Origin of the sequence: Pseudoduganella albidiflava (assembly GCF_004322755.1) — a bacterium.
Lineage (GTDB): Bacteria > Pseudomonadota > Gammaproteobacteria > Burkholderiales > Burkholderiaceae_D > Rugamonas > Rugamonas albidiflava.
Genome location: NZ_CP036401.1, coordinates 2,079,584 through 2,098,459 on the forward strand (window position 1 = coordinate 2,079,584; position 18,876 = coordinate 2,098,459).

Consider the following 18,876-nt stretch of genomic DNA (forward strand, 5'->3'; position numbering starts at 1 on the left):
GCAATGTCACTTGCGGCTTGAAAGCCTTGGGGCGCCCGCCGCGGCGCCATCTCCGGTATCAATCTCCGGTATCATTCGGGGATGAACGATATTTCCTACCTACCGTTCGTCATTGGTGTTGCAGGCGGAAGCGGCAGTGGCAAGTCGACGGTATCCCAGCAGGTGCTGGCTTCCTTTGGTGCCGAGACGGTGTCGGTGGTGATGCAGGACGATTACTACCGCGACCAGTCCGACCTCACGCCCGACGTGCGCCGCAAGCAGAATTACGACCATCCCGACGCCTTCGACTGGCCGCTGCTGGTCGAGCACGTGGCGGCCCTGCGCAGTGGCGCGGCGATCGAGATGCCCGTGTACGATTTCACGATCGACAACCGCTCCAGCCAGACCATCACGGTGAAGCCGGCCCCGGTCATCGTGATCGAGGGCCTGTTCGCGCTGTACGACGCCGACCTGCGCGACATGATGTCGCTGAAGATCTTCGTCGACACCGCCGCCGATGTCCGCTTCATCCGCCGGATGCAGCGCGATATCGCCGAGCGTGGCCGCTCGGTCGACAGCATCGTCGGCCAGTACCTGGAAACCGTGCGCCCCATGCACAAGCAGTTCATCGAGCCGACCAAGCGCCACGCCGATGTCATCCTGCCGCATGGCGCCAATGTGCCCGCGGTCGATGTCATCACGACCAAGGTGGCCAGTGTCATCGGGCGGTTGAAGCAGCCCTGATCTCGGCACGTGATCACGCTGCTGCTGAAACAGGGATGGTTAAGTTCGATTGCGTGCATTCCGGTCTCTTCAGCCAAAAGCCGGGTCGGTCGAAATGCCGCTTGAATAAATCAACCCCAAGTGCAGAATCCGGGGTCAGACCCGCCGGGTCTGACCCCAGCAGTTCGCGGTTGGGGTAACTACACGCGCCAGCGGCATGCCAGTACGCCCAAGGTAAGCGGCATCAGGGTCAGCCCCCTTGGTCATGGCCGGCGATCAGAATAGCGCCACCAACTGTCGGGGAGAGACCTTTGCGGCTCTACAGAGGCAAGCGACGCAGCTCAGCGGGCGATACCGTAGCGCCGCAGGGCGGGCAGCCAGGCCGTTTCGAACAGGCGTTCGAAGCCCCGGTTGGTCGGATGCATTTCGTTGGACCAGTCATCCGTATAGCTGCCGCTGTTCCGCAGGATCCCCCGGCTGTCGATGTGGATCACGTGCCCGTCGGGATCGTGCAGGGGGGCGAAGACGTCGTCGTTCAGCCGGTCGATCAGTTCCCGGGCGATGTCGCGCCGCAGCGCCATGTCGGCCGGCACGCGGCACAGGTCCATCGCCGGCGCCAGCCAGGGGCCGGAGCGGATCAGGCCGAAGCCGAAGCCGCGCCCGTCCGGCACCGGGTAATCGTAGCCGTGGATGAAGATGGGGCGGGGCAGCACGGTGGCACGCGTGCCGGCGCGGATCGCGGCGACCAGCAGGTCCAGCGCGGCGGCCAGGTCGCCCAGCAGCTCGTCCATCCGCACGTCGTCGATGCAGTCGGCGGCGCTGCGGGCGCCGCTGCAATCGGGGTGCAGCGCCAGGCGCACGTCCACCGCGTCGTTGCCGGCGCCGCTGATATAGAACTCGCTGAACGTTTCCGCATAGGGCGGCTGGAGGAAATGGGCGACGGTGTCGGCGAAGCGGCCGTCGCCGACGTAGTCCTGCAGGCGGGCGCCGTTGTAGCCGACCAGCTGCACGTTGCTGTGGTCGGCCGACATGTCCGGGTGCCGCACCAGCGTGCCCAGCATGCTGTCGTTCAGGTACCAGAACCAGGAGTCGCCGATCGCCAGGGCGGCCGGGAAGCCGGTCTCCGTGTTCCAGTGCTCTTCCGGCTTGTAGATATGCTGCATGGCGTTCTCCGGTTCCCGTCCCTTGAGATATCGTACCGCCGTTGACGCGGGTGTGAAGCCGGGTTGGCGGCAGGCGTGCCAGTGCCGCTTCGGCACCTCGATGTCCGGACGATCGCTGCCGATCGGTATCGGTGAAAAGTTGCCGACCAGTTGCACGCGCCATTCCCGGGTTATAGTCGGCTGCCCAACGCTACGAGGAGAAACGCATGCCCCTGGTCCGCATCGATATCCGCAGGAATCCCGACCCTTCCCATGTCCGCAAGCTCGGCGCCGTGGTCTACGAGGCGCTGAAAGCCACGATCGGCGTGCCCGACCGCGACAACTTCCAGATCCTCAACGAGCACGACGAGCAGCACTTCGTCTACGATCCCGCCTACCTCGGCATCGAGCGTACCGACGGGATGGTGTTCATTCAGATCACCATCAGCGAAGGCCGCACCGTGGAGCAGAAGAAGCTGCTCTACCAGCGTATCGCCGAAGGCCTCCATGCCGAAGCGGGCGTGCGGCCGGAAGATGTGTTCATCAACCTGCTCGAAGTGAAGAAGGAGAACTGGTCGTTCGGCAACGGGCAGGCGCAGTATGTGACGTAAGTGGGCGTCACTGCGACGTGAGGCGCACCGCCGCGCGATCCGCTGCCGCTGCGGCGCCGGCGGCAGCGGATCAGGCGGAAGGCCCGGCTACCTCGACCTTGCCGAAGAAGCCATATTGCAGGCTGGCGGCGATGCGTTTCGCCACCACCAGCAACTCGTCGGCCACCGGCGTCTCGAACAGGCGGCGCGCGGTGGCGTCGAACAGGTCCAGCCAGCGCTGGAAATGCGCCGGCGTGACGCCTTCGAGCGTCATGTGCTTGCCGTAGACATTGCCCTGGAAGGGCGGCACGCCGGGCCTGCGGCCCAGCATCACATCGCTCCAGAATGCCACCATGCGCGCCAGGTGCGCATCCCAGTCGTCGCCGATGCGGGGGCCGAACACGGCGGCCAGCAGGGCATCGCGCCGTACGTCGGCGTAGAATTCGTGGACCAGGCGGGTGAGGGATGCGGGATCGGCGGCGGCGTACATGGCGGCGTTGCAAAATGGGGGAATGCGCCATTGTAGCCGTCCGGAGCACGTACAATGGCGGATTACCCAGCCGCCGCCATGTCCTTTTCCACCACTACCCCCCGTCCCCACATCTTCACGCTCGCGTGGCCCCTGCTCGTCGAACTCGTCCTGGCCGTCGCCATCGGCGTCGCCGGCACCTGGCTGGCGTCGCACCTGTCCGACACGGCCGGCGCGGCGTTCGCGTTCGCCCATAACATTTCCGTCACCCTGTTCCTGCTGTTCCGCATCGTCGGTTCCGGCGTCGGCGTGGTCATCACGCAAAGCCTTGGGGCGGGGCACCGCGAGGGCGCCAACCGGGTGGCGCTGGCGTCGGTCGGCGCGAGCACCTGGATCGGTGTCGTCACGGCGCTGGTAGCGCTATTCGGCGCCGGGCCGCTGCTGGAACTGCTGCAGACGCCGGACGACGTCTTCCCGCTAGCGGCGCCGTTCCTGATGGCGCTGGCGCCGGCGCTGCTGTTCGATGCCTGGAATGCCTCGATGGCGGCCGTGATGCGCGCCCACCTGCGCACCCGCGACACGCTGCTGGTGCTGCTGGCCATGCACACCACGCACGTGCTGCTGGCGGTGCCGCTGATGCAGGGCTGGGGCCCGGTGCCGGCCATGGGCCTGCCGGGCTTCGCCGTCGCGCTCACGCTCAGCCGCGCGCTCGGCCTGGTGCTGCACCTCGTGCTGTGGCGCCAGCATCTCGGCCTGGTCACCCGCGCGCCGGACTGGTGGCACCTGCCGCGCCGGGAACTGGCCGAGGTGCTGCACATCGGCATTCCGGCGGCGGCCGAGAACATCGCCTGGCGGCTGGCCTTCATGGCCGCGATGGCCGCCGCCGGCACGCTGGGTGCCGCGGCGCTGGCCACGCACGCCTACGTGCAGCAGATCGGCAGCATGGTGATCGTGTTCAGCCTGGCCACCGCGTTCGCCGTGGAAATCATGGTCGGCCACATGGTCGGCGCGGGCGAACTGGGCGAGGCGCACCGGCTGGTGCGCACGTCGCTGGGGCGCGGGCTCGTCATCAGCGGCGTGGTGGCGGGCGCCGTGGCGCTGGCCGGCCCGTGGCTGCTGGGCGCCTTTACCAGCGACCCGGCGATCATCGCCGAAGGCTGCATTTTGCTGTGGATTGGCGTGCTGGTGGAACTGGGCCGCACCTTCAACCTGGTGGTCATCAACGCGCTGCGCGCCACCGGCGACGTGCGCTTCCCCGTGATGGCCGGCGCGGCTTCGATGGCGCTGGTACTGGCCGGCGGCAGCTGGGTGCTGGGCATCCACTTCGGCTTCGGCCTGGCCGGCCTGTATATCGCCTTCGCCGCGGACGAATGGATTCGCGGCCTGATCATGTGGCGGCGCTGGGCCGTGCAGGCCTGGGTGCCGCATGCGCGGGCGGCGCGCCGCAAGCTGCGCCCGAGGATGTAGCCGGCCCGGCTGCAATCCATGCCGCGCAACCGGCAGTCTGTCGCATGGCCCGGGTCCCCATGGCCGGTCCCGTCGTACAGTAGCGCCTCCATGAACCCCACAGGAGACCAACCGGATGCCGCGACATAGAACCCGCCTGCTGATCGCTACCCTGCTGTACGCCGCGGCCACGGCCGCGGGCGCCCGGCAGCCATTCGACCCGGCTGCCCTCAAGGGACCGGCGAAGGGAACGCCGAATGAAGTGATGGTGCTCGGCACGCCCCATTTGCGCTCGCTTCCGGACACGTTCCGGCCGGCCAGCCTCGGGCTCCTGCAGGAACGCCTGGCTGCCTGGAAACCCCGCATCGTCGCCATCGAGGCGCGCTCCGGTCCGCAGTGCGATTTCATGCGGCGGTATCCGAGCCGCTTCAAGGAGACGGTGCAGGCATTCTGCAAGTGGGATCCGGAGCCGGCGCGCGCCGCGACCGGCCTCGATGTACCGGCCGCCACCGCCGAGATCGACCGGTTGCTGGCGGGCTGGCCCACGGCCCCCACGCCGGCCCAGCGCCGCCGCCTTGCCGCCGTGTTCCTGGCCGGCGGAGAACCCGTGTCGGCGCTGGTGCAGTGGCTGCGCTTGCCGGACGCGGAGCGGCGCGCCGATGGCGGCCTCGATGCCACGCTGGTCGCGGCGCTCGACAACTTGCGCGAACGGCGCAGCGAAGATACGCTGATCGCCGCGCCGCTGGCGGCGGTGCTGGGTCTCGAACGCGTGATCGCGATGGATGACCAGACAGCGGCCGCGCCGGATGCCGATCCGGTAGCGTACGGCGCGGCCATTTCCAAAGCCTGGGACAATCCCGCGACCGCCCGGCGCAAGCAGCTGGACGAGCAGTTCGCGGCGGGACTGGGCAAGCCGGAGGGGATACTGGCGATGTACCGGGCCATGAACGATCCAGCGCAGGCAAGGCTCATCTACGACAGCGATTTCGGCGCGGCCCTCGAGGAACCTTCGCCGCAACAGTTCGGCCGCGGCTACCTGGGCTACTGGGAAACGCGCAACCTGCGCATGGCCTCGAATATCCGCGAGGCCATCGCCACCGTGCCGGGAAGCCGCACCCTGGTCATCGTGGGCGCCAGTCACAAGTGGTACCTGGAAGCCTACCTGGACCGGATGCACGACGTGCGCATCGTGCCATCCGGCCAGGTATTGGGGGAGGTATCGGGGCAGGGGAGTGACGGGCCTCCCCAGGTTCCCTAGAAGTTGACGCGCAGCTTGGCCGAATAGCGCGGCCCCGAGGCGAACCACGCGCGGCCCTTCATGCCGATGTGCTGCTGCATCACCTGGCGGAAGATCGCATCGGTCAGGTTGGTGCCTTCCAGCCCGAAGGTCATGTGCTCGTTGATCTTGTAGAACAGCGAGGCGTCGACCTGGCCATACTGGTCGGTCCATACCGGCAGGCTCCAGTTCAGGTTGCGCTGGCCGAAGGTGGGGCTGGCCGGGTTGGTGTCGAGCGCTTCGCCGCCGCGCGTGCCGCTGGCCGTCAGCAGGCTTTTCGAACGCCATGCATAGGCCACCCGCGCCGACCACGGTCCCTTGTCGTACATGAACGCCAGGTTGGCGGCGCGCTTGGACAGGCCTTCGAGCGGCAGGTTGCCGAAGGTGCGGCCATCCGTGTCGCAGCCGTTCAGCGCCATGTTCAGGTTGGACTGGGTGGAGCCGCCCGAGCAGTATTCCTGGAAGACCGGGTTGTACAGGTCCTTCTCGCTGTCGACATAGGTGAAGTTGGCCTGCACGCCGAAGCCGGACAGCCAGCCGGGCAGCATGTCGCTCAGTTGATCAAAATATTGTTGATAGGCCAGCTCGATGCCGCGGGCGCGGCCCTTGGCACCGTTGACGGGCGAATCGACGACGAACTCCTGCGGATTGCCGGACGTGTCGTCGACCGTGAACGTCGACAGCTGCTTGATGATGATGTCCTTCAGGTCCTTGTTGAACAGGGCCACCGTGAACGAGCCGACCTGCGACCAGTAGTACTCGGCGGTGAGGTCGAGCTGTTTCGACGACACCGGTTTCAGGTACGGATTGCCGGACGCCGTGCCGGTGAGGTTGTTGCTCGACACGACCAGCTGCTGGGAGGCCGCGTCGGGCGATGCGGTGATCGACTGGCTCAGGCTCGTGTAGCCCTGCAGCTGTGAAAAGTCGGGCCGCGAAATCCCCTTGGAAAACGCCAGGCGCAGTTGCAGCCTGTCGTTCACCTTCATGCGCAGGTTCAGGCTGGGCAGCACGTTGCCGTAGCTGCGTTCATAGTCGCGCGCTTCGGCATAGGCGGGAATCTGCGGCACGGCCGGGCCGATCACCGTGTAACCCGGCGGCACGAGGTTGGCGGGCGGCGTGAAGGTGACGTAGCCGGCCGCCTTCATGTTGGTCCGCACATAGCGCACGCCCACGTTGCCGTCGACCGGGTAGGGCAGGTCGTCCCAGCCGAAGCGCAGCTGGGTGTAGAGCGCCTTGGTCTTTTCCTCCTGCCGGTTGATGCCGGCCGGGTTGGTGCCCCACTCGGCCGGCTTCCACGGCTGGCAGGTGGAACCGAATTCCGCGCACAGGATCTCGTGGTAGCTGTGCAGCTTGGCGTAGCTGCCCGGATAGCCGGTGGTCAGGGCCACGTCCGGGAACAGCATCGGCGGCGGCGCCGGGGCGTCGCCATTGAAGTAGTTGGGGAAGGTGCGCAGCGAGGCGCCGCCGGCGAAGCGCGGGTCGCCCAGCGAGGCCAGCTGGCCGATCTGCGAGCCCAGCATCCACGGTTCGGACACGGCCGCCCAGTTGTAGCTGGGGTTCGAGTTCGTGTTCAGCGAATCGCGGTCCGTCATGCGCACGCCGAAGCGCAGGTCGCGCAGCACCGGGTGGTCGAACGTGTATTTCGCATCCGTGCGCCAGGCCGTCTCGTTGGCCACGCTGGCGTCGCGGTGCTCCATCGTGAAGTCCCAGAAGTAATTCTTGGGGTCGACCAGGAAGGCGCGGTCGGCATCGTCGAAGGTGATGTGCGGCACGCCGCGGGTCAGGTCGAGCCGTTCCTTCGGTACCAGTATGCCGGTGGCGATCAGCGAATCGAAGGCGGCGGTACGGGCACGGATGCGCTGCACGTCGGCCGACAGCGTCCAGGCCTGGCTGGGGCGCCATTCGGCGTTCCAGGCCAGATCGGTGGTCGACGATTCGCGGTCCGCCGAGCGCGTGTCGTTGCCGAAGTTGATGCCGGTCGAGTTGGGCGTTTCCAGCGTGCCGACCAGCATCACGCCGTTGGCGTCGTACACCGTGTCGGCGCTGGGCTTCACGCGGTACGGTTCGGCCGAGGCGAACACCGCGTTTTCATCCCAGTGGATCTTGTACTTCGACTTGAAGTAGGTGAGCGAGCTTTTCAGCTCGTTGTTCAGCTTCCACTGCAGCGCGCCGTAGATGCCGTCGCGTTCGCGGTCGTACGTCATGGTGCGCCACTGGGCCGCCTTCGGTACCCAGACGCGGCTGCCCGGCTTCACGTCGTCGCGCGGGAAGTAGGCGTCGACCTGGAAGCCGTCGGTGCGCACCTTGCTGTTGGACGAGGCCACGTCGATCAGCGCGCCGAATTCGCCCAGGCCGGTCTTCCACCGGTGGGACACCAGCACCGAGCCGCTCGGGGTATCGCGGTCCTTGCGCAGTTCGGAATACGTGGTGTCGAGCGACGCGCCGAACTTGAAGCCCTTGAAGTCGAACGGCATCGCCGTGCGCAGGTTGACCAGGCCGCCCACCGCGCCTTCGATCTGCTCGGCCGACGGGCTTTTGTAGACATCCACGCCGGCCATCAGCTCGGGCGGCACGTCCTCGAAGTTGAGCGCCCGGCCGCCGTTGGCCGAGAACGAATCGCGCCCGTTCAGTTCCGAGCGCACGTAGTTCAGCCCGCGGATCGACACGCCCGAGCCTTCCACCGAAAAGTGCTCGTCGTCGCCCTTGGCCAGCATGCGGTCGATGGTCACGCCCACCACGCGCTGCAGCACTTCGGTGACCGACTTGTCCGGCAGCTTGCCGATATCCTCGGCGACGATCGAATCGACGATCTCGTCCGATTGCTGCTTGATCTTCTGTGCGGAGTTCAGTGCCGCGCGCTGCCCGGTGACCGTGACCACGGCGGCGGCCGGGGCTTCCTGTTCCGCGCTTGCCTGCTGCGCCCAGGCCGAGCTGGCGGCCAGCATGGCGACCTGCGCCACGCCGGCGGCGATGGCTGTTTTCCTCAGCTGTACCTTGATGCCCATGTTGCGTCTCCCATCGATGGTTGTTGTTCGCTGTTGTCTTCTATTTATAAAAACCCAAAGGCATGGGAATCATCCGAGGGTTTGCAATCGTTTTCAACTAAGAGAACGACGAAACGACATTATGAAATTCACAAGTTCGCTCATGGGGATGAGCGGGAGGCGGTGGTGGATGTCAAAGTCAGAACCAGGGTCTGGCCCCAGGCCGTTAAGGCAAGCGGCCCGGCACATTGAAAGCGCATGCATTCACCCCAACAGCGAAGGGCTGGGGTCAGACCCGATGGGTCTGACCCCGGAATTTGCACTTGGGGTGGGCTAGACGGTGGCGAGCGGGAGGGTGACGGTGAACAGGGCGCCCTTGCCGGGGCCGGCGCTGGCGGCGTCGATGGTGCCGCCGTGGGCGCTGACGAGGCTGCGGGCCAGCGCCAGGCCCAGCCCCAGGCCGCCCTGCGAGCGGGCGATGCTCTGGTCGGCCTGGGCGAACACGTCGAAGGCCCGTTCGAGGAAATCGGCGCTCATGCCCACGCCGTTGTCGCGCACCGTGACCACGGCGGTGCTGGCGGCGAGGGCCAGCCCGATGTCGATCCGGCCGCCGTCGGGCGTGTACTTGACGGCGTTGTTGAGCAGGTTGGCGACGACCTGCACGAGGCGCTTCTCGTCGCCGTCGACGCAGGCCTGCAGATCGGGCAGCCCGACGGTGAGCCGGTGGCCGCGCCGCTCGGCCAGCGGACGCACTTGCTCGAGCGCGGCACCGATCACGGCGGCCATGTCGCAGCGGCGCTTTTCCAGCCGCACGAAACCGCGCTTGACGCGCGAAACGTCGAGCAGGTCGTCGACCAGGCTGGCCATGTGCCGCACCTGGCGGCCGATGACGGCGCTGGCCATCGAGACCTTGGCCGTATCCGCGCCGGCCACCGCCAGCACCTGGGCGGCGGCGCCGATCGGCGCGAGCGGATTGCGCAGTTCGTGGGCCAGCATGGCGAGGAATTCATCCTTGCGGGCATCGGCTTCGCGCAGCGCCTGCTCGGAACGTTTATGGGCCGTGATGTCGTAGACGATGCCCAGCAGGCGCCAGCCGGTGGAGGGATCGTCGCTGTAGCGGCTGCCGTGGGCTGCCACCCACCGTTCCCTGCCGTCCGCGCCGACCAGCCGGCACTCGTCGCGCCACGGCCGGTCCGCCGCGACAGCCGCGCGGAAACTGGCCTCCAGCCGGGGCAGGTCGTCCGGGTGCACCCGGGCCGTCACCGTGCCCAGTTCCCACTCCGCGGCACTGGCATCGCAACCGAGCAACCGCGCCAGCCGCGCCGAGCCGCCGACGCTGCGGCGCACCGGATCGTAGACCCAGTCGGCGATCTGCGCGGAATCGAGCGTGAACTGCAGCCGCGTGTTGGCTACCCGCAGCGCTTCCTGGGCATGGCGGATATCGGTCACGTCGAGGCAGTTGCCGACCCACTCGACGGCCGTTTCGCCGGCGCGCACGGCGGCACCGCGCGACAGCATGTAGCGGTATTCGCCATCGTGCCGGCGCAACCGGTAGCTGGCCACGTACGGATGCCCATGCGTGAAGGCCGAGTGCCATGCGGCCGCGGCGGCGGGCCGGTCGTGCGGGTGCAGCGCGTCCATCCACCCGGCCCCCGCGTATTCCTCCGGCAACTGGCCGGTAAACGCCGACCAGCTGGGGTTCTCGCCGGCGCGCATGCAGTCGCCTTCCATGTGCCAGATCACGGCGGACATCGTCTCGACGAGGGTACGGTAGCGGGCCTCCTTCGACTGCAGCGTGCGCGCGATGCGGCCCCGTTCGATCGATTCGCGGCAGCGCTCGGCCACCGCCACCAGCAGCGAGACTTCGTCCGTGCGCCAGCGGCGCGGCGTGACCGTGTGCACCGCCATCGCGGCCACGAAGCGGCCTTCCTTGCGCACCGGCACGCAGATTACCGAGTAGATGCCGCTCTGCCGGTAGCGGTCCAGCGTGGCGGCCGTGCGCGGGTCGGTCTCGGCATCCTCGACGACGTAGGGCACGCCTTCGCGCATGGCGGCCAGGCAGGCGGCGCCGAACTCGGCGAAGCGGTAGCGGCCGACGATGCTGGCTACGCCGGCGTTGTAGTCGCCGGTAAGGTTGAAGGTGTCCTCGTCCGCTTCCACGTCGGCGAAGGCGCAGCGGTTGACGCGCAGGTGCCGGCCCAGCAGGCTGGCGGCGGCCAGCGCGATGTCGCCCGGGTCGTCCAGGTGGCGGAAGGCATCGTCGACCTGTTGCAGCAGGCGGTACCGGGCATTGCGCCGGGCCCGCACGCGGGCGCCGTTCAGCGTGGCCAGGATGCGCGCGGCGAACGCTTCGGCCGTGCTGGCGGCCAGGTCGACCACGTCGTCGAACTCGACACGGCCGTCATCGCACGCCGGCGACAGGGCCACCATGGCGCAATCCTGCAGTGCCGGCAGCACGCGCAGCCGGGCCAGCAGGCCGGCGTCGACGGTGGGCGCGCACAGCACCAGCCGCACGCCATGCCACGGCTGGGCGGCCGCCAGCCAGGTATCGGTGACCGCACGCACGCGGAACGGCAGCGCGCGCAGCCATTCGCGTGCCCGCGGCGCATGGCCGAGGATGAAGATGTCGGTATCGCTTGGTTCGGCTGTCATGTCGCCCGGTGTCTGCCACTTCGCGGGGCTGGTGCACCGCTGGAGTTTGCATGGTAGCAGCTCGGTCCTGGCTCTTTTGTACGCCCGCGTACGCTGGAGATGTGCTGCTTGCGCCTACAATAAAGGACATCTGCCAGACCCTGGCCCCGACCCTGATCCCTGACCCTGATCCCTGACCCTAGTCCCTGACCCTAATCCCTTGACCCTTTGAATACTTTGCACGAGACGATGAACGCACCCCTGCACCTGTTCGCGCTGGCTGGCAGCGCACCGCTCGGCCAGCGCGTGGCCATGCACCTGGGCATGCCGCTGGCGGCCCACGAGGAAAAGGAATTCGATGACGGCGAGTACGTGGTGCGCGCCCCGGCCACCGTGCGCGGCGGCCATGCCTGCGTGATCCATTCGCTGGCCGGCGGGCCGGGGCAGGGCAGCGGCGACCGCCTGTGCCGGCTGCTGTTCTTCATCGGCGCGCTGCGCGATGCCGGCGCCGCGCGCGTCACGGCCGTGCTGCCCTACGTGGCGTTCGCGCGGCAGGACACGCGGCACCAGGTCGGCGATCCGCTGACCCTGCGCTACGTGGCCACGCTGCTGGAGGCGGCCGGCGCCGACACGGTGCTGGCGCTGGACGTGCACAACCTGTCGGCCTTCCAGAACGCCTTCCGCTGCCGCACCGAGCACCTGGACGGCGCCGCGCTGTTCGCCGCGCATTTCGCCGGCGTGGCGGGAAGCGACGAGGTGTGCGTGGTGGCGCCGGATGGCGGCGGCATTCGCCGGGCCGAAGGCTTGCGGGCGGCGCTGGCACGCGAGCTGGGCCGGCCGGTCTCGCTGGCCTTCGTCGAGAAGCACCGCCGCGGCCGCGAACTGACGGGCGACCTGATGGCCGGCGATGTGTCCGGCAAGCTGGCCATCGTGTTCGACGACATCATCGGCACCGGCAGCACGATGGCGCGCGCCGTCGAAGCCAGTCGGGAACACGGCGCGGCTCGGGTGATGGCGGCGGCCACGCATGCCGTGTTCGCCGGCGACGCGGCCGGTACGCTGGCCCGCGCCGGGCTCGACGCGGGCGCCGTGGCCGACACCGTGCACGACGGCACCCGCGCCGGCCCCCTGTTCACGGTGCTGGACAGCGGCGCACTGTTCGCCCGTGCGATCCGGGCGCTGCATGACGAGGTACCGCTGCAATGATCGTCTTCCGCTGCGATGAACGTCGCAGCCCTCGCCACACCCGGTACGGCCTGCCATGCCGCCGCCGCTCATGCTAGGATCACATCAAGAACAACAACAGAAGAACAGGAGTGCACCGTGTCCACCCGCCCCTTCATCCCCCCGGAACGATTCGACGATCCCGCCGCCGCGCTGGCGCGCGTGCAGGAAATCTATGACGGCAGCATCCGCCACCTGCGCGAGAGCCTGCAGCGCTTCGTGGAGGGCGAAACGCCGAGCCACGTGCGCGCGTGCTACCCGTTCGTGCGCGTGCAGACGGAAACGTTCGCGCGCGCCGACACCCGGCTTTCGTATGGTTTCGTCGAAGGTCCCGGCACCTATGAAACCACGCTGACGCGTCCCGACCTGTTCGCGCGCTACTACCATGAACAATTCCGGCTGCTGCTGAAGAACCACGGCCAGCAGCACGTGCAGCTGGAGGTGGGCCTGTCGGCGCAGCCGATCCCGATCCATTTCTCGTTCGCCGAGCACGACCACATCGAAGGCAGCATGAGCCCGGAGCGCCGCGCGATGATGCGCGACGTGTTCGACCTGCCGAACCTGGCCGCGATGGATGACGGCATCGCCAACGGCACCTGCGATCCGGCACCGGGCGAGGCGCTGCCGCTGTCGCTGTTCACCGGGCCGCGCGTCGACTATTCGCTGCAGCGGCTGCGCCATTACACGGGAACGTCGCCGGAACACTTCCAGAAGTTCGTGCTGTTCACGAACTACCAGTTCTACATCGACGAATTCGTGCGCCTCGGCCATGCCATCATGAGCCGCGAACCGGCCAGCGAGGAAGACAAGTACGTGGCTTTCGTCGAACCGGGCAACCTCGTCACGCGCCGCGCGGGCCAGGATGCCCGGCCGGGGGACACGCTGGGCGCGCCGCCGCTGCGCCTGCCGCAGATGCCGGGCTACCACCTGGTGCGCGAGGATGGCAGCGGCATCAGCATGGTCAACATCGGCGTCGGCCCCGCCAACGCCAAGACGATCACCGACCACGTGGCCGTGCTGCGCCCGCATGCCTGGCTGATGCTGGGCCACTGCGCCGGCCTGCGCAACACGCAGCAGCTGGGCGACTACGTGCTAGCCCACGGCTACGTGCGCGAAGACCACGTGCTGGACGAAGACCTGCCGCTATGGGTGCCGATCCCCGCACTGGCCGAGGTGCAGGTGGCTATCGAAGGCGCGGTGGCGGAGGTCACGCAACTGACGGGCCACGACCTGAAGCGCGTGCTGCGCACCGGCACGGTGGCCAGCACCGACAACCGCAACTGGGAACTGCTGCCGCAGCGCACGCCGGAGCGGCGCTTCTCGCAAAGCCGCGCGGTGGCGCTGGACATGGAAAGCGCCACCATCGCCGCCAACGGCTTCCGCTTCCGGGTGCCGTACGGCACGCTGCTGTGCGTGTCCGACAAGCCGCTGCACGGCGAGATCAAGCTGCCGGGCATGGCCAACCAGTTCTACCGGGACCGCGTGGACCAGCACCTGCGCATCGGCATCCGGGCGCTGGAACTGCTGCGCGCCCTGGGCGTGGACCGGCTGCACAGCCGCAAGCTGCGCAGCTTTGCCGAGGTGGCGTTCCAGTAAGCAGGGCCGCGGGCTACTCCGCGGCCGGGCGGGCTGCTCCCGCCAGCAGGCAGTCGAGGGCCCGGCCATATTGTTCCCGCATCGCCGCGGCGGCCTGCGCATCGCCGCGCGCGGCCATCAGCGCCAGCCCGCTGCCATGCGCATGGTCGACCAGCACGTCGCGCCACAGCAGGTGCGCTGGCGTGAGCATTGCCAGAAGGGTCTCCAGCCGTTCGGTGATGCGCCGCGTGACCCCGGCAAAGGCGGCCGGCTCGGCGAAGATCGCCAGCGTCAGCTGGGGATGCCGGCCCACGGCATCGTGGTAGCGCACCAGCAGCGCGCGCAGTTCCGCGCGGCATTCTTCAGGAGGACCTGCCGCCGAACCGGTGGCGTCCGGGGGCACCATCACTTCGCCGTACACCATGTCCGACAAGGCCACCAGCAGGGCGGTCCGGTCGGCCACGTGGTGGTACAGGCTCATCGGCGTGACGCCCAGCCGCGCCGCCAGGCCCCTCATCGTCAGGCCGGCGCCATTGCCTTCTTCCAGCAGGGCCAGCGCGGCGGCGAGGATGGCGTCGCGCGCCACGCCGCTGCCCTGGGCGGGACGGCCACGGGGCCGCGTCACGGCAGCAGCCGGTAGGTCGATTGCACCAGGCCCGACGGGAAGCTGCGGCTGGCCACCAGTTGCAGGTCCCGGTCGCGCGGCAGGGCGCCGAACAGCGGCCGGCCGGCGCCGATCAGCACGGGCACCGTGGTGATCACCATGTCCTCGATGAGCCCCTCGCGCAGGAACGATTGCACCAGCTGCCCGCCGTCGACATACACGCGGCGCACGCCATCCTTGTCCAGTTGCGCCAGCGCCTGCGCCGGGTCGAGGCTGGAAAAGCTTACGTTGCCGCGCAGCGCGGCCGGCACCGGCGTGTCCGCCAGCTGCTTCGACAGCACCAGCACCGGCAGGCCGTACGGCCACGGATCGAACGTGACCGCCTTTTCATAGCTGCCGCGGCCCATCACGATGGCATCCTTGCCGGCGATGAAGGCGTCGTAGCCGTGGTCTTCGGCCGGATCGTCCCGGGCGAGCAGCCAGTCGATGTCGCCATCGGGGCGGGCGATGAAGCCATCCAGGCTGGTGGCGATGAAGACGTGTCCCGTGGTCATGCGATTCTCCTATTAAATATACGCAGTATATTTTAGGGCGCTTCGACCGCCGTGCCAAGCTTTTCCGCCGGACCAAGCTGCTTTACCGTTCCTCTTCGTGGTCGAGCGTTTCGTACCAGTCCGCATACGGCGTGTTCTTTGCCATATGCCGGTTGACGTCGGGAGCGCCGTCGGTCCACCAGACCGGGCCCCGTTCGCCGAGGGCGCGCTTGGCCTCGTCGACGGCGGCGCGGGCGCTGCGTTCGGCCTGGGCGTCGCCGGCCTTTTTCGCGACACCGACCTGGCGGCGCGCATCCATGAGCCGCTCCACCAGGCGCTGCCTCACGTCGGGCGCCAGGTGCGGATTGCTGGTGCGCCACAAGCGGCCCTTGACGACGAAATAGCGCCCATCCGGCGTGACGGGGTAGGGGGCAGGACTGGAGGCTGGTCTGGGTGGCTTGGCCGCCTTGACCGCTTTGGCCGATTTGGCCGATTTGACCTGGGTAGTCGATTTGCCGGGCAAGGCAGGCTTTTTCGCGGATGCCGGCATGCGGTCAATCCATTCCCTGCTCGCCGGTCTCCTGCCGCTGCAGGCGCAATTGCGCGAGGATCTCTTCCACGGCATCGATGCGGTAAGGCTTGAAGAGGAAGCGCACGCCGGGCGGCACGTCGTCGCCGAGGGCGCGGCCGCTGACGATCACCACCGGCAGCTCGGGATTGTCGGCCAGGCGCTGCGCCAGCGCCAGCCCGCTCATGCCGGGCAGTTCCACGTCGGTGAAGACGGCGCCGATGCCGCCCGCTTCCAGCGATTCGAGCGCGGCCTCGGCGCTGCCCACTCCGGTGGCCTGCCAGCCCAGCGCCATGATCATCTCGCACGTGAGGTCGCGCAGGTCGTCGTTGTCTTCCACCACCAGCACGCGCTGCGGGGCCAGCGGCGAGTCCTGAGGCGGCGGGTCGGACCGCTCATCGAGCACGGCGCGCACCTTGCTGGCCAGTTCGTCGCGGCGGTAGGGCTTGGACAGCAGGTGCGTGCCCGGTTCCAGCTGGCCGCCATGCTGGGCCGCATCCTGCGTGTAGCCGGAGGTGAACAGCACGGCCAGGCCGGGCCGCAGGTGCCGCGCCACCCGCGCCAGCTCGGACACGGGCAGGGTGCCGGGCATGACGACGTCGGTGAACAGCAGGTCCACCGGCGCCCCGGTGCGCAGCACGCGGATCGCCTCGTCCGCGTCGGCCGCTTCCAGCACCGTGTAGCGCAGCCCGCGCAGCATCGCCGTCACGGTCTCGCGCACGTCCGCGTCGTCGTCCACCAGCAGGATGGTTTCCGTGCCGCCGGTGGCCGGCGGCGGCACGTCCGGCGGCGCGGCTTCCGGCGCACCGGAGCGGGGGAAGTACAGGCGCATCGTAGTGCCCACGCCCACTTCGCTGTAGAGGCGGATGTGGCCGCCGGTCTGGCGCACGAAACCATAGGCCATCGAGAGGCCGAGGCCGGTGCCTTCGCCTTCCGGCTTGGTGGTGAAGAAGGGCTCGAACACGCGCTCCTGCACTTCCGGCGGCATGCCGCTGCCGGTATCGGAAACCGCCAGCAGCACATAGTCGCCGGGCACCGCGTCCGGCACCACGGCGGCGTAGTGCTCGTCCAGCACGGCGTTCGACAGTTCGATCGTCAGCCGGCCCTGGCCCGCCATCGCATCGCGGGCGTTGATCGCCAGGTTCAGCACCACGTTTTCCAGCTGGTTCGGATCGGCCAGCGTGTTCCACAGCCCCGCTTCCACGCGCGTCGCCAGTTCGATGCCTTCGCCGAGCGCGCGGTGCAGCAGGTCGTCGATATTGCGCAGCAGGCGTGCCAGGTTGATCACCACGGGGGCCAACGGCTGGCGCCGGGCAAACGCCAGCAGCTGGCGCGACAGGTTGGCGCCCCGCTCGACGGCGGCCAGCGCACCGGCCAGCCGGCGCGGCGTATCCGGGGCACGCGGCGCCATCGCCACCGCCTGCACATTGCCGTAGATGACTTGCAGGACATTGTTGAAGTCGTGGGCCACGCCACCCGTCAGCTTGCCGACCGCTTCCAGTTTCTGCGCCCGGCTCAGCGCCTGCCGGGCCTGCTGAAGGTCTTGCTGGCGCTGTGCTTCGCGCGTGGCCGCGGCCTTGCTTGCCGACAGGTCGCGGATGAAACCGTGCAGGGCCGGCGCACCGTCGCTGTCCACGCGCGAACACGACAGCTCGACCGGTACCGGCAAGCCTTCCCGGGTGGCCGCCACCAGTTCCAGGCGCCGGCCACGGCCGTTCTCGAACGCGCTGGCGTCGAACGCCAGCAGGCGGTCCAGTTCCGGCTGTTCGCCGGGGAACAGGTGGCGCAGCGGTCGGCCCAGCGCCTCGGTGACGTTCCAGCCGAAGATGCGCTCGGCCTGCGCGTTCCAGTACGTGATCGCCCCGGCCGCATCCACGGCCACGAACGCATCGTTGGCGTTATCGAGGATGCTGATCAGCCGGCTGCGTTCATGGCGCAGCTTGCCGTACGAGCGCTGCAGGTCTTCGGTGATGCGGCGGGCCAGCTGGCGGGCCCGGTCGCGGCCTTGCGCGAGCAGCCACACCAGCAGGGCCGACAGGATGCTGACGATGATGCCCGCCACGCCGGCCCAGGCCGCCTGCTGCGATGCCATGCGCTCCTCGAACACGGGATTGCTGCGCACCCGCAGGATCCACGGACGGCCGGCGACGGCGATGGTGCGCAGCTCGTCCAGGCGCGCCGTGCCGTCCGGGTAGGCGCAGCCATACATGCAGTTCGGCGGCTCGGGCGTGGCGTCGTACACGGCCACGTGCAGGTCGGCTTCGCGCTCGCCGTTCAGTCCCGTCATGAAGTCGTGCATGCGGAAGGCGCCGTAGACCCAGCCCTGGAAGGCCCGCCCGCGCTTTGCCGCGTTGTTCGTCACGTTGTTCGTCACGTTGTTCGCCGCACCCATCGGCATGTCCTGCGCGGCTTGCGCGTACAGCGGCAGGTACATCAGGAAGCCCGGCTGCCCCGTGCCGCTGCCTTCCTGCACCAGGCGCACCTGGCCCGACAGCGCCGCATCGCCGGTGTCGCGGGCGCGTTCCATCGCCGCGCGGCGTACCGGTTCGGCGAACATGTCGTAGCCCAGCGCGCGGCGGTTCATCACGTCCAGCGGCTCGATCATCACCACGCTGCTGCGCTGCGTGCCCGCCGGCATGGTCGCGCCGCGCTCGACCAGGGCGATACCGATGCCCTGGATGCCGGGATAGTCCTGGCGCAGCTGCAAGGTGCCGACATAGGTGCGGAACGCGGCGGCGCCGGGCAGCGGCGGGGTGGCCAGCGCATAGGCCTGGGCGCCGCGCAGCACCTGCTGGTAGGTGGCCATGCGCCGGGCGATGCGCGCTTGCAGTTCGCGCACCCGGTAGTCGAACTCGGCGCGTACCTCGCGGTCGTGCCCTTCGCGCAGGCCGTTCCACACCAGCGCCGTGGCGGCCAGCCCCGCGCACAGCGTGCCCAGCGCCAGCGCGCGTCGCAGCAGGCGCGCGGCACGGTCGGGCTCCGGTGGAAGGTGGGCGGACATCGGCATGCCGCCATCGTACTCCCTGGACCGGCTCGTCAGCGCGCGCTTATTGACTGAACGGCCATGAACCGCACGACGCTCGGCCGAACCATCACGAAATCATGCGGGCATATCGGATTGCAACTGAAAAA

The 18,876-nt window shown here is 68.6% G+C and carries 14 protein-coding genes; 6 read left to right on the forward strand and 8 right to left on the reverse strand.

Annotated elements, in window-relative coordinates; translation table 11 throughout:
* The first annotated feature begins 81 nt into the window (after positions 1 to 81).
* Positions 82 to 723 carry a uridine kinase gene (udk, locus tag EYF70_RS08775; protein ID WP_131145057.1) on the forward strand — a complete coding sequence of 214 codons (642 nt, stop codon included), beginning with the start codon at positions 82 to 84 and terminating at the stop codon, positions 721 to 723.
* A gap of 320 nt (positions 724 to 1,043) precedes the next feature.
* Here udk and EYF70_RS08780 read toward each other — a convergent pair whose 3' ends face one another.
* A complete protein-coding gene (locus EYF70_RS08780; RefSeq protein ID WP_131145058.1) occupies positions 1,044 to 1,865 on the reverse strand; it encodes a hypothetical protein in 822 nt (273 codons plus the stop codon).
* A 206-nt stretch (positions 1,866 to 2,071) separates the two neighbouring features.
* On the opposite strand from EYF70_RS08780, the gene EYF70_RS08785 reads away from it, so the two are divergent.
* Entirely contained in the window at positions 2,072 to 2,455 is a 384-nt protein-coding gene (locus EYF70_RS08785; protein ID WP_131145059.1) for a tautomerase family protein, read from the forward strand.
* A gap of 70 nt (positions 2,456 to 2,525) precedes the next feature.
* On the opposite strand, the gene EYF70_RS08790 is transcribed toward EYF70_RS08785, so the two are convergent.
* A complete protein-coding gene (locus tag EYF70_RS08790) occupies positions 2,526 to 2,924 on the reverse strand; it encodes a group III truncated hemoglobin (RefSeq protein WP_131145060.1) in 399 nt (132 codons plus the stop codon).
* A 54-nt stretch (positions 2,925 to 2,978) separates the two neighbouring features.
* Between EYF70_RS08790 and EYF70_RS08795 the strand changes: the two genes are divergently transcribed.
* Positions 2,979 to 4,370 carry an MATE family efflux transporter gene (locus tag EYF70_RS08795; RefSeq protein ID WP_229420765.1) on the forward strand — a complete coding sequence of 464 codons (1,392 nt, stop codon included), beginning with the start codon at positions 2,979 to 2,981 and terminating at the stop codon, positions 4,368 to 4,370.
* 115 nt (positions 4,371 to 4,485) lie between these two features.
* On the forward strand, positions 4,486 to 5,607 hold the full coding sequence (locus EYF70_RS08800) for a DUF5694 domain-containing protein (protein ID WP_229420766.1): 1,122 nt from the start codon (positions 4,486 to 4,488) through the stop codon (positions 5,605 to 5,607).
* Here the strand turns inward: EYF70_RS08800 and EYF70_RS08805 are convergent.
* A complete protein-coding gene (locus EYF70_RS08805; RefSeq protein ID WP_131145061.1) occupies positions 5,604 to 8,630 on the reverse strand; it encodes a TonB-dependent receptor in 3,027 nt (1,008 codons plus the stop codon). The two genes, EYF70_RS08800 and EYF70_RS08805, sit on opposite strands and share 4 nt — an antisense overlap.
* Positions 8,631 to 8,942: 312 nt before the next feature.
* Complete coding sequence (locus tag EYF70_RS08810; RefSeq protein ID WP_131145062.1) at positions 8,943 to 11,261, reverse strand: sensor histidine kinase; 2,319 nt, start codon at positions 11,259 to 11,261, stop codon at positions 8,943 to 8,945.
* 228 nt (positions 11,262 to 11,489) lie between these two features.
* Here EYF70_RS08810 and EYF70_RS08815 point away from each other — a divergent pair, with 228 nt between their 5' ends.
* Both EYF70_RS08815 and EYF70_RS08820 read left to right on the forward strand, forming a co-directional pair.
* Positions 11,490 to 12,446 (forward strand): ribose-phosphate diphosphokinase, encoded by a 957-nt coding sequence (locus EYF70_RS08815; RefSeq protein ID WP_131145063.1) that lies wholly within the window; start codon positions 11,490 to 11,492, stop codon positions 12,444 to 12,446.
* A 117-nt stretch (positions 12,447 to 12,563) separates the two neighbouring features.
* Entirely contained in the window at positions 12,564 to 14,060 is a 1,497-nt protein-coding gene (locus EYF70_RS08820; protein WP_229420767.1) for an AMP nucleosidase, read from the forward strand.
* Between the two features lie 13 nt (positions 14,061 to 14,073).
* On the opposite strand, the gene EYF70_RS08825 is transcribed toward EYF70_RS08820, so the two are convergent.
* The 4 genes from EYF70_RS08825 to EYF70_RS08840 all read right to left on the reverse strand — a co-directional run bounded on the left by EYF70_RS08825 (position 14,074) and on the right by EYF70_RS08840 (position 18,751).
* A complete protein-coding gene (locus tag EYF70_RS08825) occupies positions 14,074 to 14,664 on the reverse strand; it encodes a TetR/AcrR family transcriptional regulator (RefSeq protein WP_131145065.1) in 591 nt (196 codons plus the stop codon).
* The gene (locus EYF70_RS08830) at positions 14,661 to 15,197 is read right to left on the reverse strand and encodes a dihydrofolate reductase family protein (RefSeq protein ID WP_131145066.1); all 537 of its coding nucleotides are present in this window, start codon (positions 15,195 to 15,197) and stop codon (positions 14,661 to 14,663) included. The genes EYF70_RS08825 and EYF70_RS08830 overlap by 4 nt, the downstream gene beginning before the upstream one ends.
* Positions 15,198 to 15,279: 82 nt before the next feature.
* Positions 15,280 to 15,726, reverse strand: coding sequence for a hypothetical protein (locus EYF70_RS31560; protein WP_229420768.1), 447 nt, complete (start codon positions 15,724 to 15,726; stop codon positions 15,280 to 15,282).
* 4 nt (positions 15,727 to 15,730) lie between these two features.
* A complete protein-coding gene (locus EYF70_RS08840; protein ID WP_131145067.1) occupies positions 15,731 to 18,751 on the reverse strand; it encodes a CHASE domain-containing protein in 3,021 nt (1,006 codons plus the stop codon).
* Positions 18,752 to 18,876 lie beyond the last annotated feature (125 nt).

Coding starts and splice junctions, on each gene's coding strand:
- udk (WP_131145057.1), top strand. CDS start 82: ATGAACGATATTTCCTACCTACCGTTCGTCATTGGTGTTGCAGGCGGA.
- EYF70_RS08785 (WP_131145059.1), top strand. CDS start 2,072: ATGCCCCTGGTCCGCATCGATATCCGCAGGAATCCCGACCCTTCCCAT.
- EYF70_RS08815 (WP_131145063.1), top strand. CDS start 11,490: ATGAACGCACCCCTGCACCTGTTCGCGCTGGCTGGCAGCGCACCGCTC.
- EYF70_RS08795 (WP_229420765.1), top strand. CDS start 2,979: ATGGCGGATTACCCAGCCGCCGCCATGTCCTTTTCCACCACTACCCCC.
- EYF70_RS08780 (WP_131145058.1), bottom strand. CDS start 1,865: ATGCAGCATATCTACAAGCCGGAAGAGCACTGGAACACGGAGACCGGC.
- EYF70_RS08840 (WP_131145067.1), bottom strand. CDS start 18,751: ATGCCGATGTCCGCCCACCTTCCACCGGAGCCCGACCGTGCCGCGCGC.
- EYF70_RS08790 (WP_131145060.1), bottom strand. CDS start 2,924: ATGTACGCCGCCGCCGATCCCGCATCCCTCACCCGCCTGGTCCACGAA.
- EYF70_RS08810 (WP_131145062.1), bottom strand. CDS start 11,261: ATGACAGCCGAACCAAGCGATACCGACATCTTCATCCTCGGCCATGCG.
- EYF70_RS31560 (WP_229420768.1), bottom strand. CDS start 15,726: ATGCCGGCATCCGCGAAAAAGCCTGCCTTGCCCGGCAAATCGACTACC.
- EYF70_RS08800 (WP_229420766.1), top strand. CDS start 4,486: ATGCCGCGACATAGAACCCGCCTGCTGATCGCTACCCTGCTGTACGCC.
- EYF70_RS08805 (WP_131145061.1), bottom strand. CDS start 8,630: ATGGGCATCAAGGTACAGCTGAGGAAAACAGCCATCGCCGCCGGCGTG.
- EYF70_RS08830 (WP_131145066.1), bottom strand. CDS start 15,197: ATGACCACGGGACACGTCTTCATCGCCACCAGCCTGGATGGCTTCATC.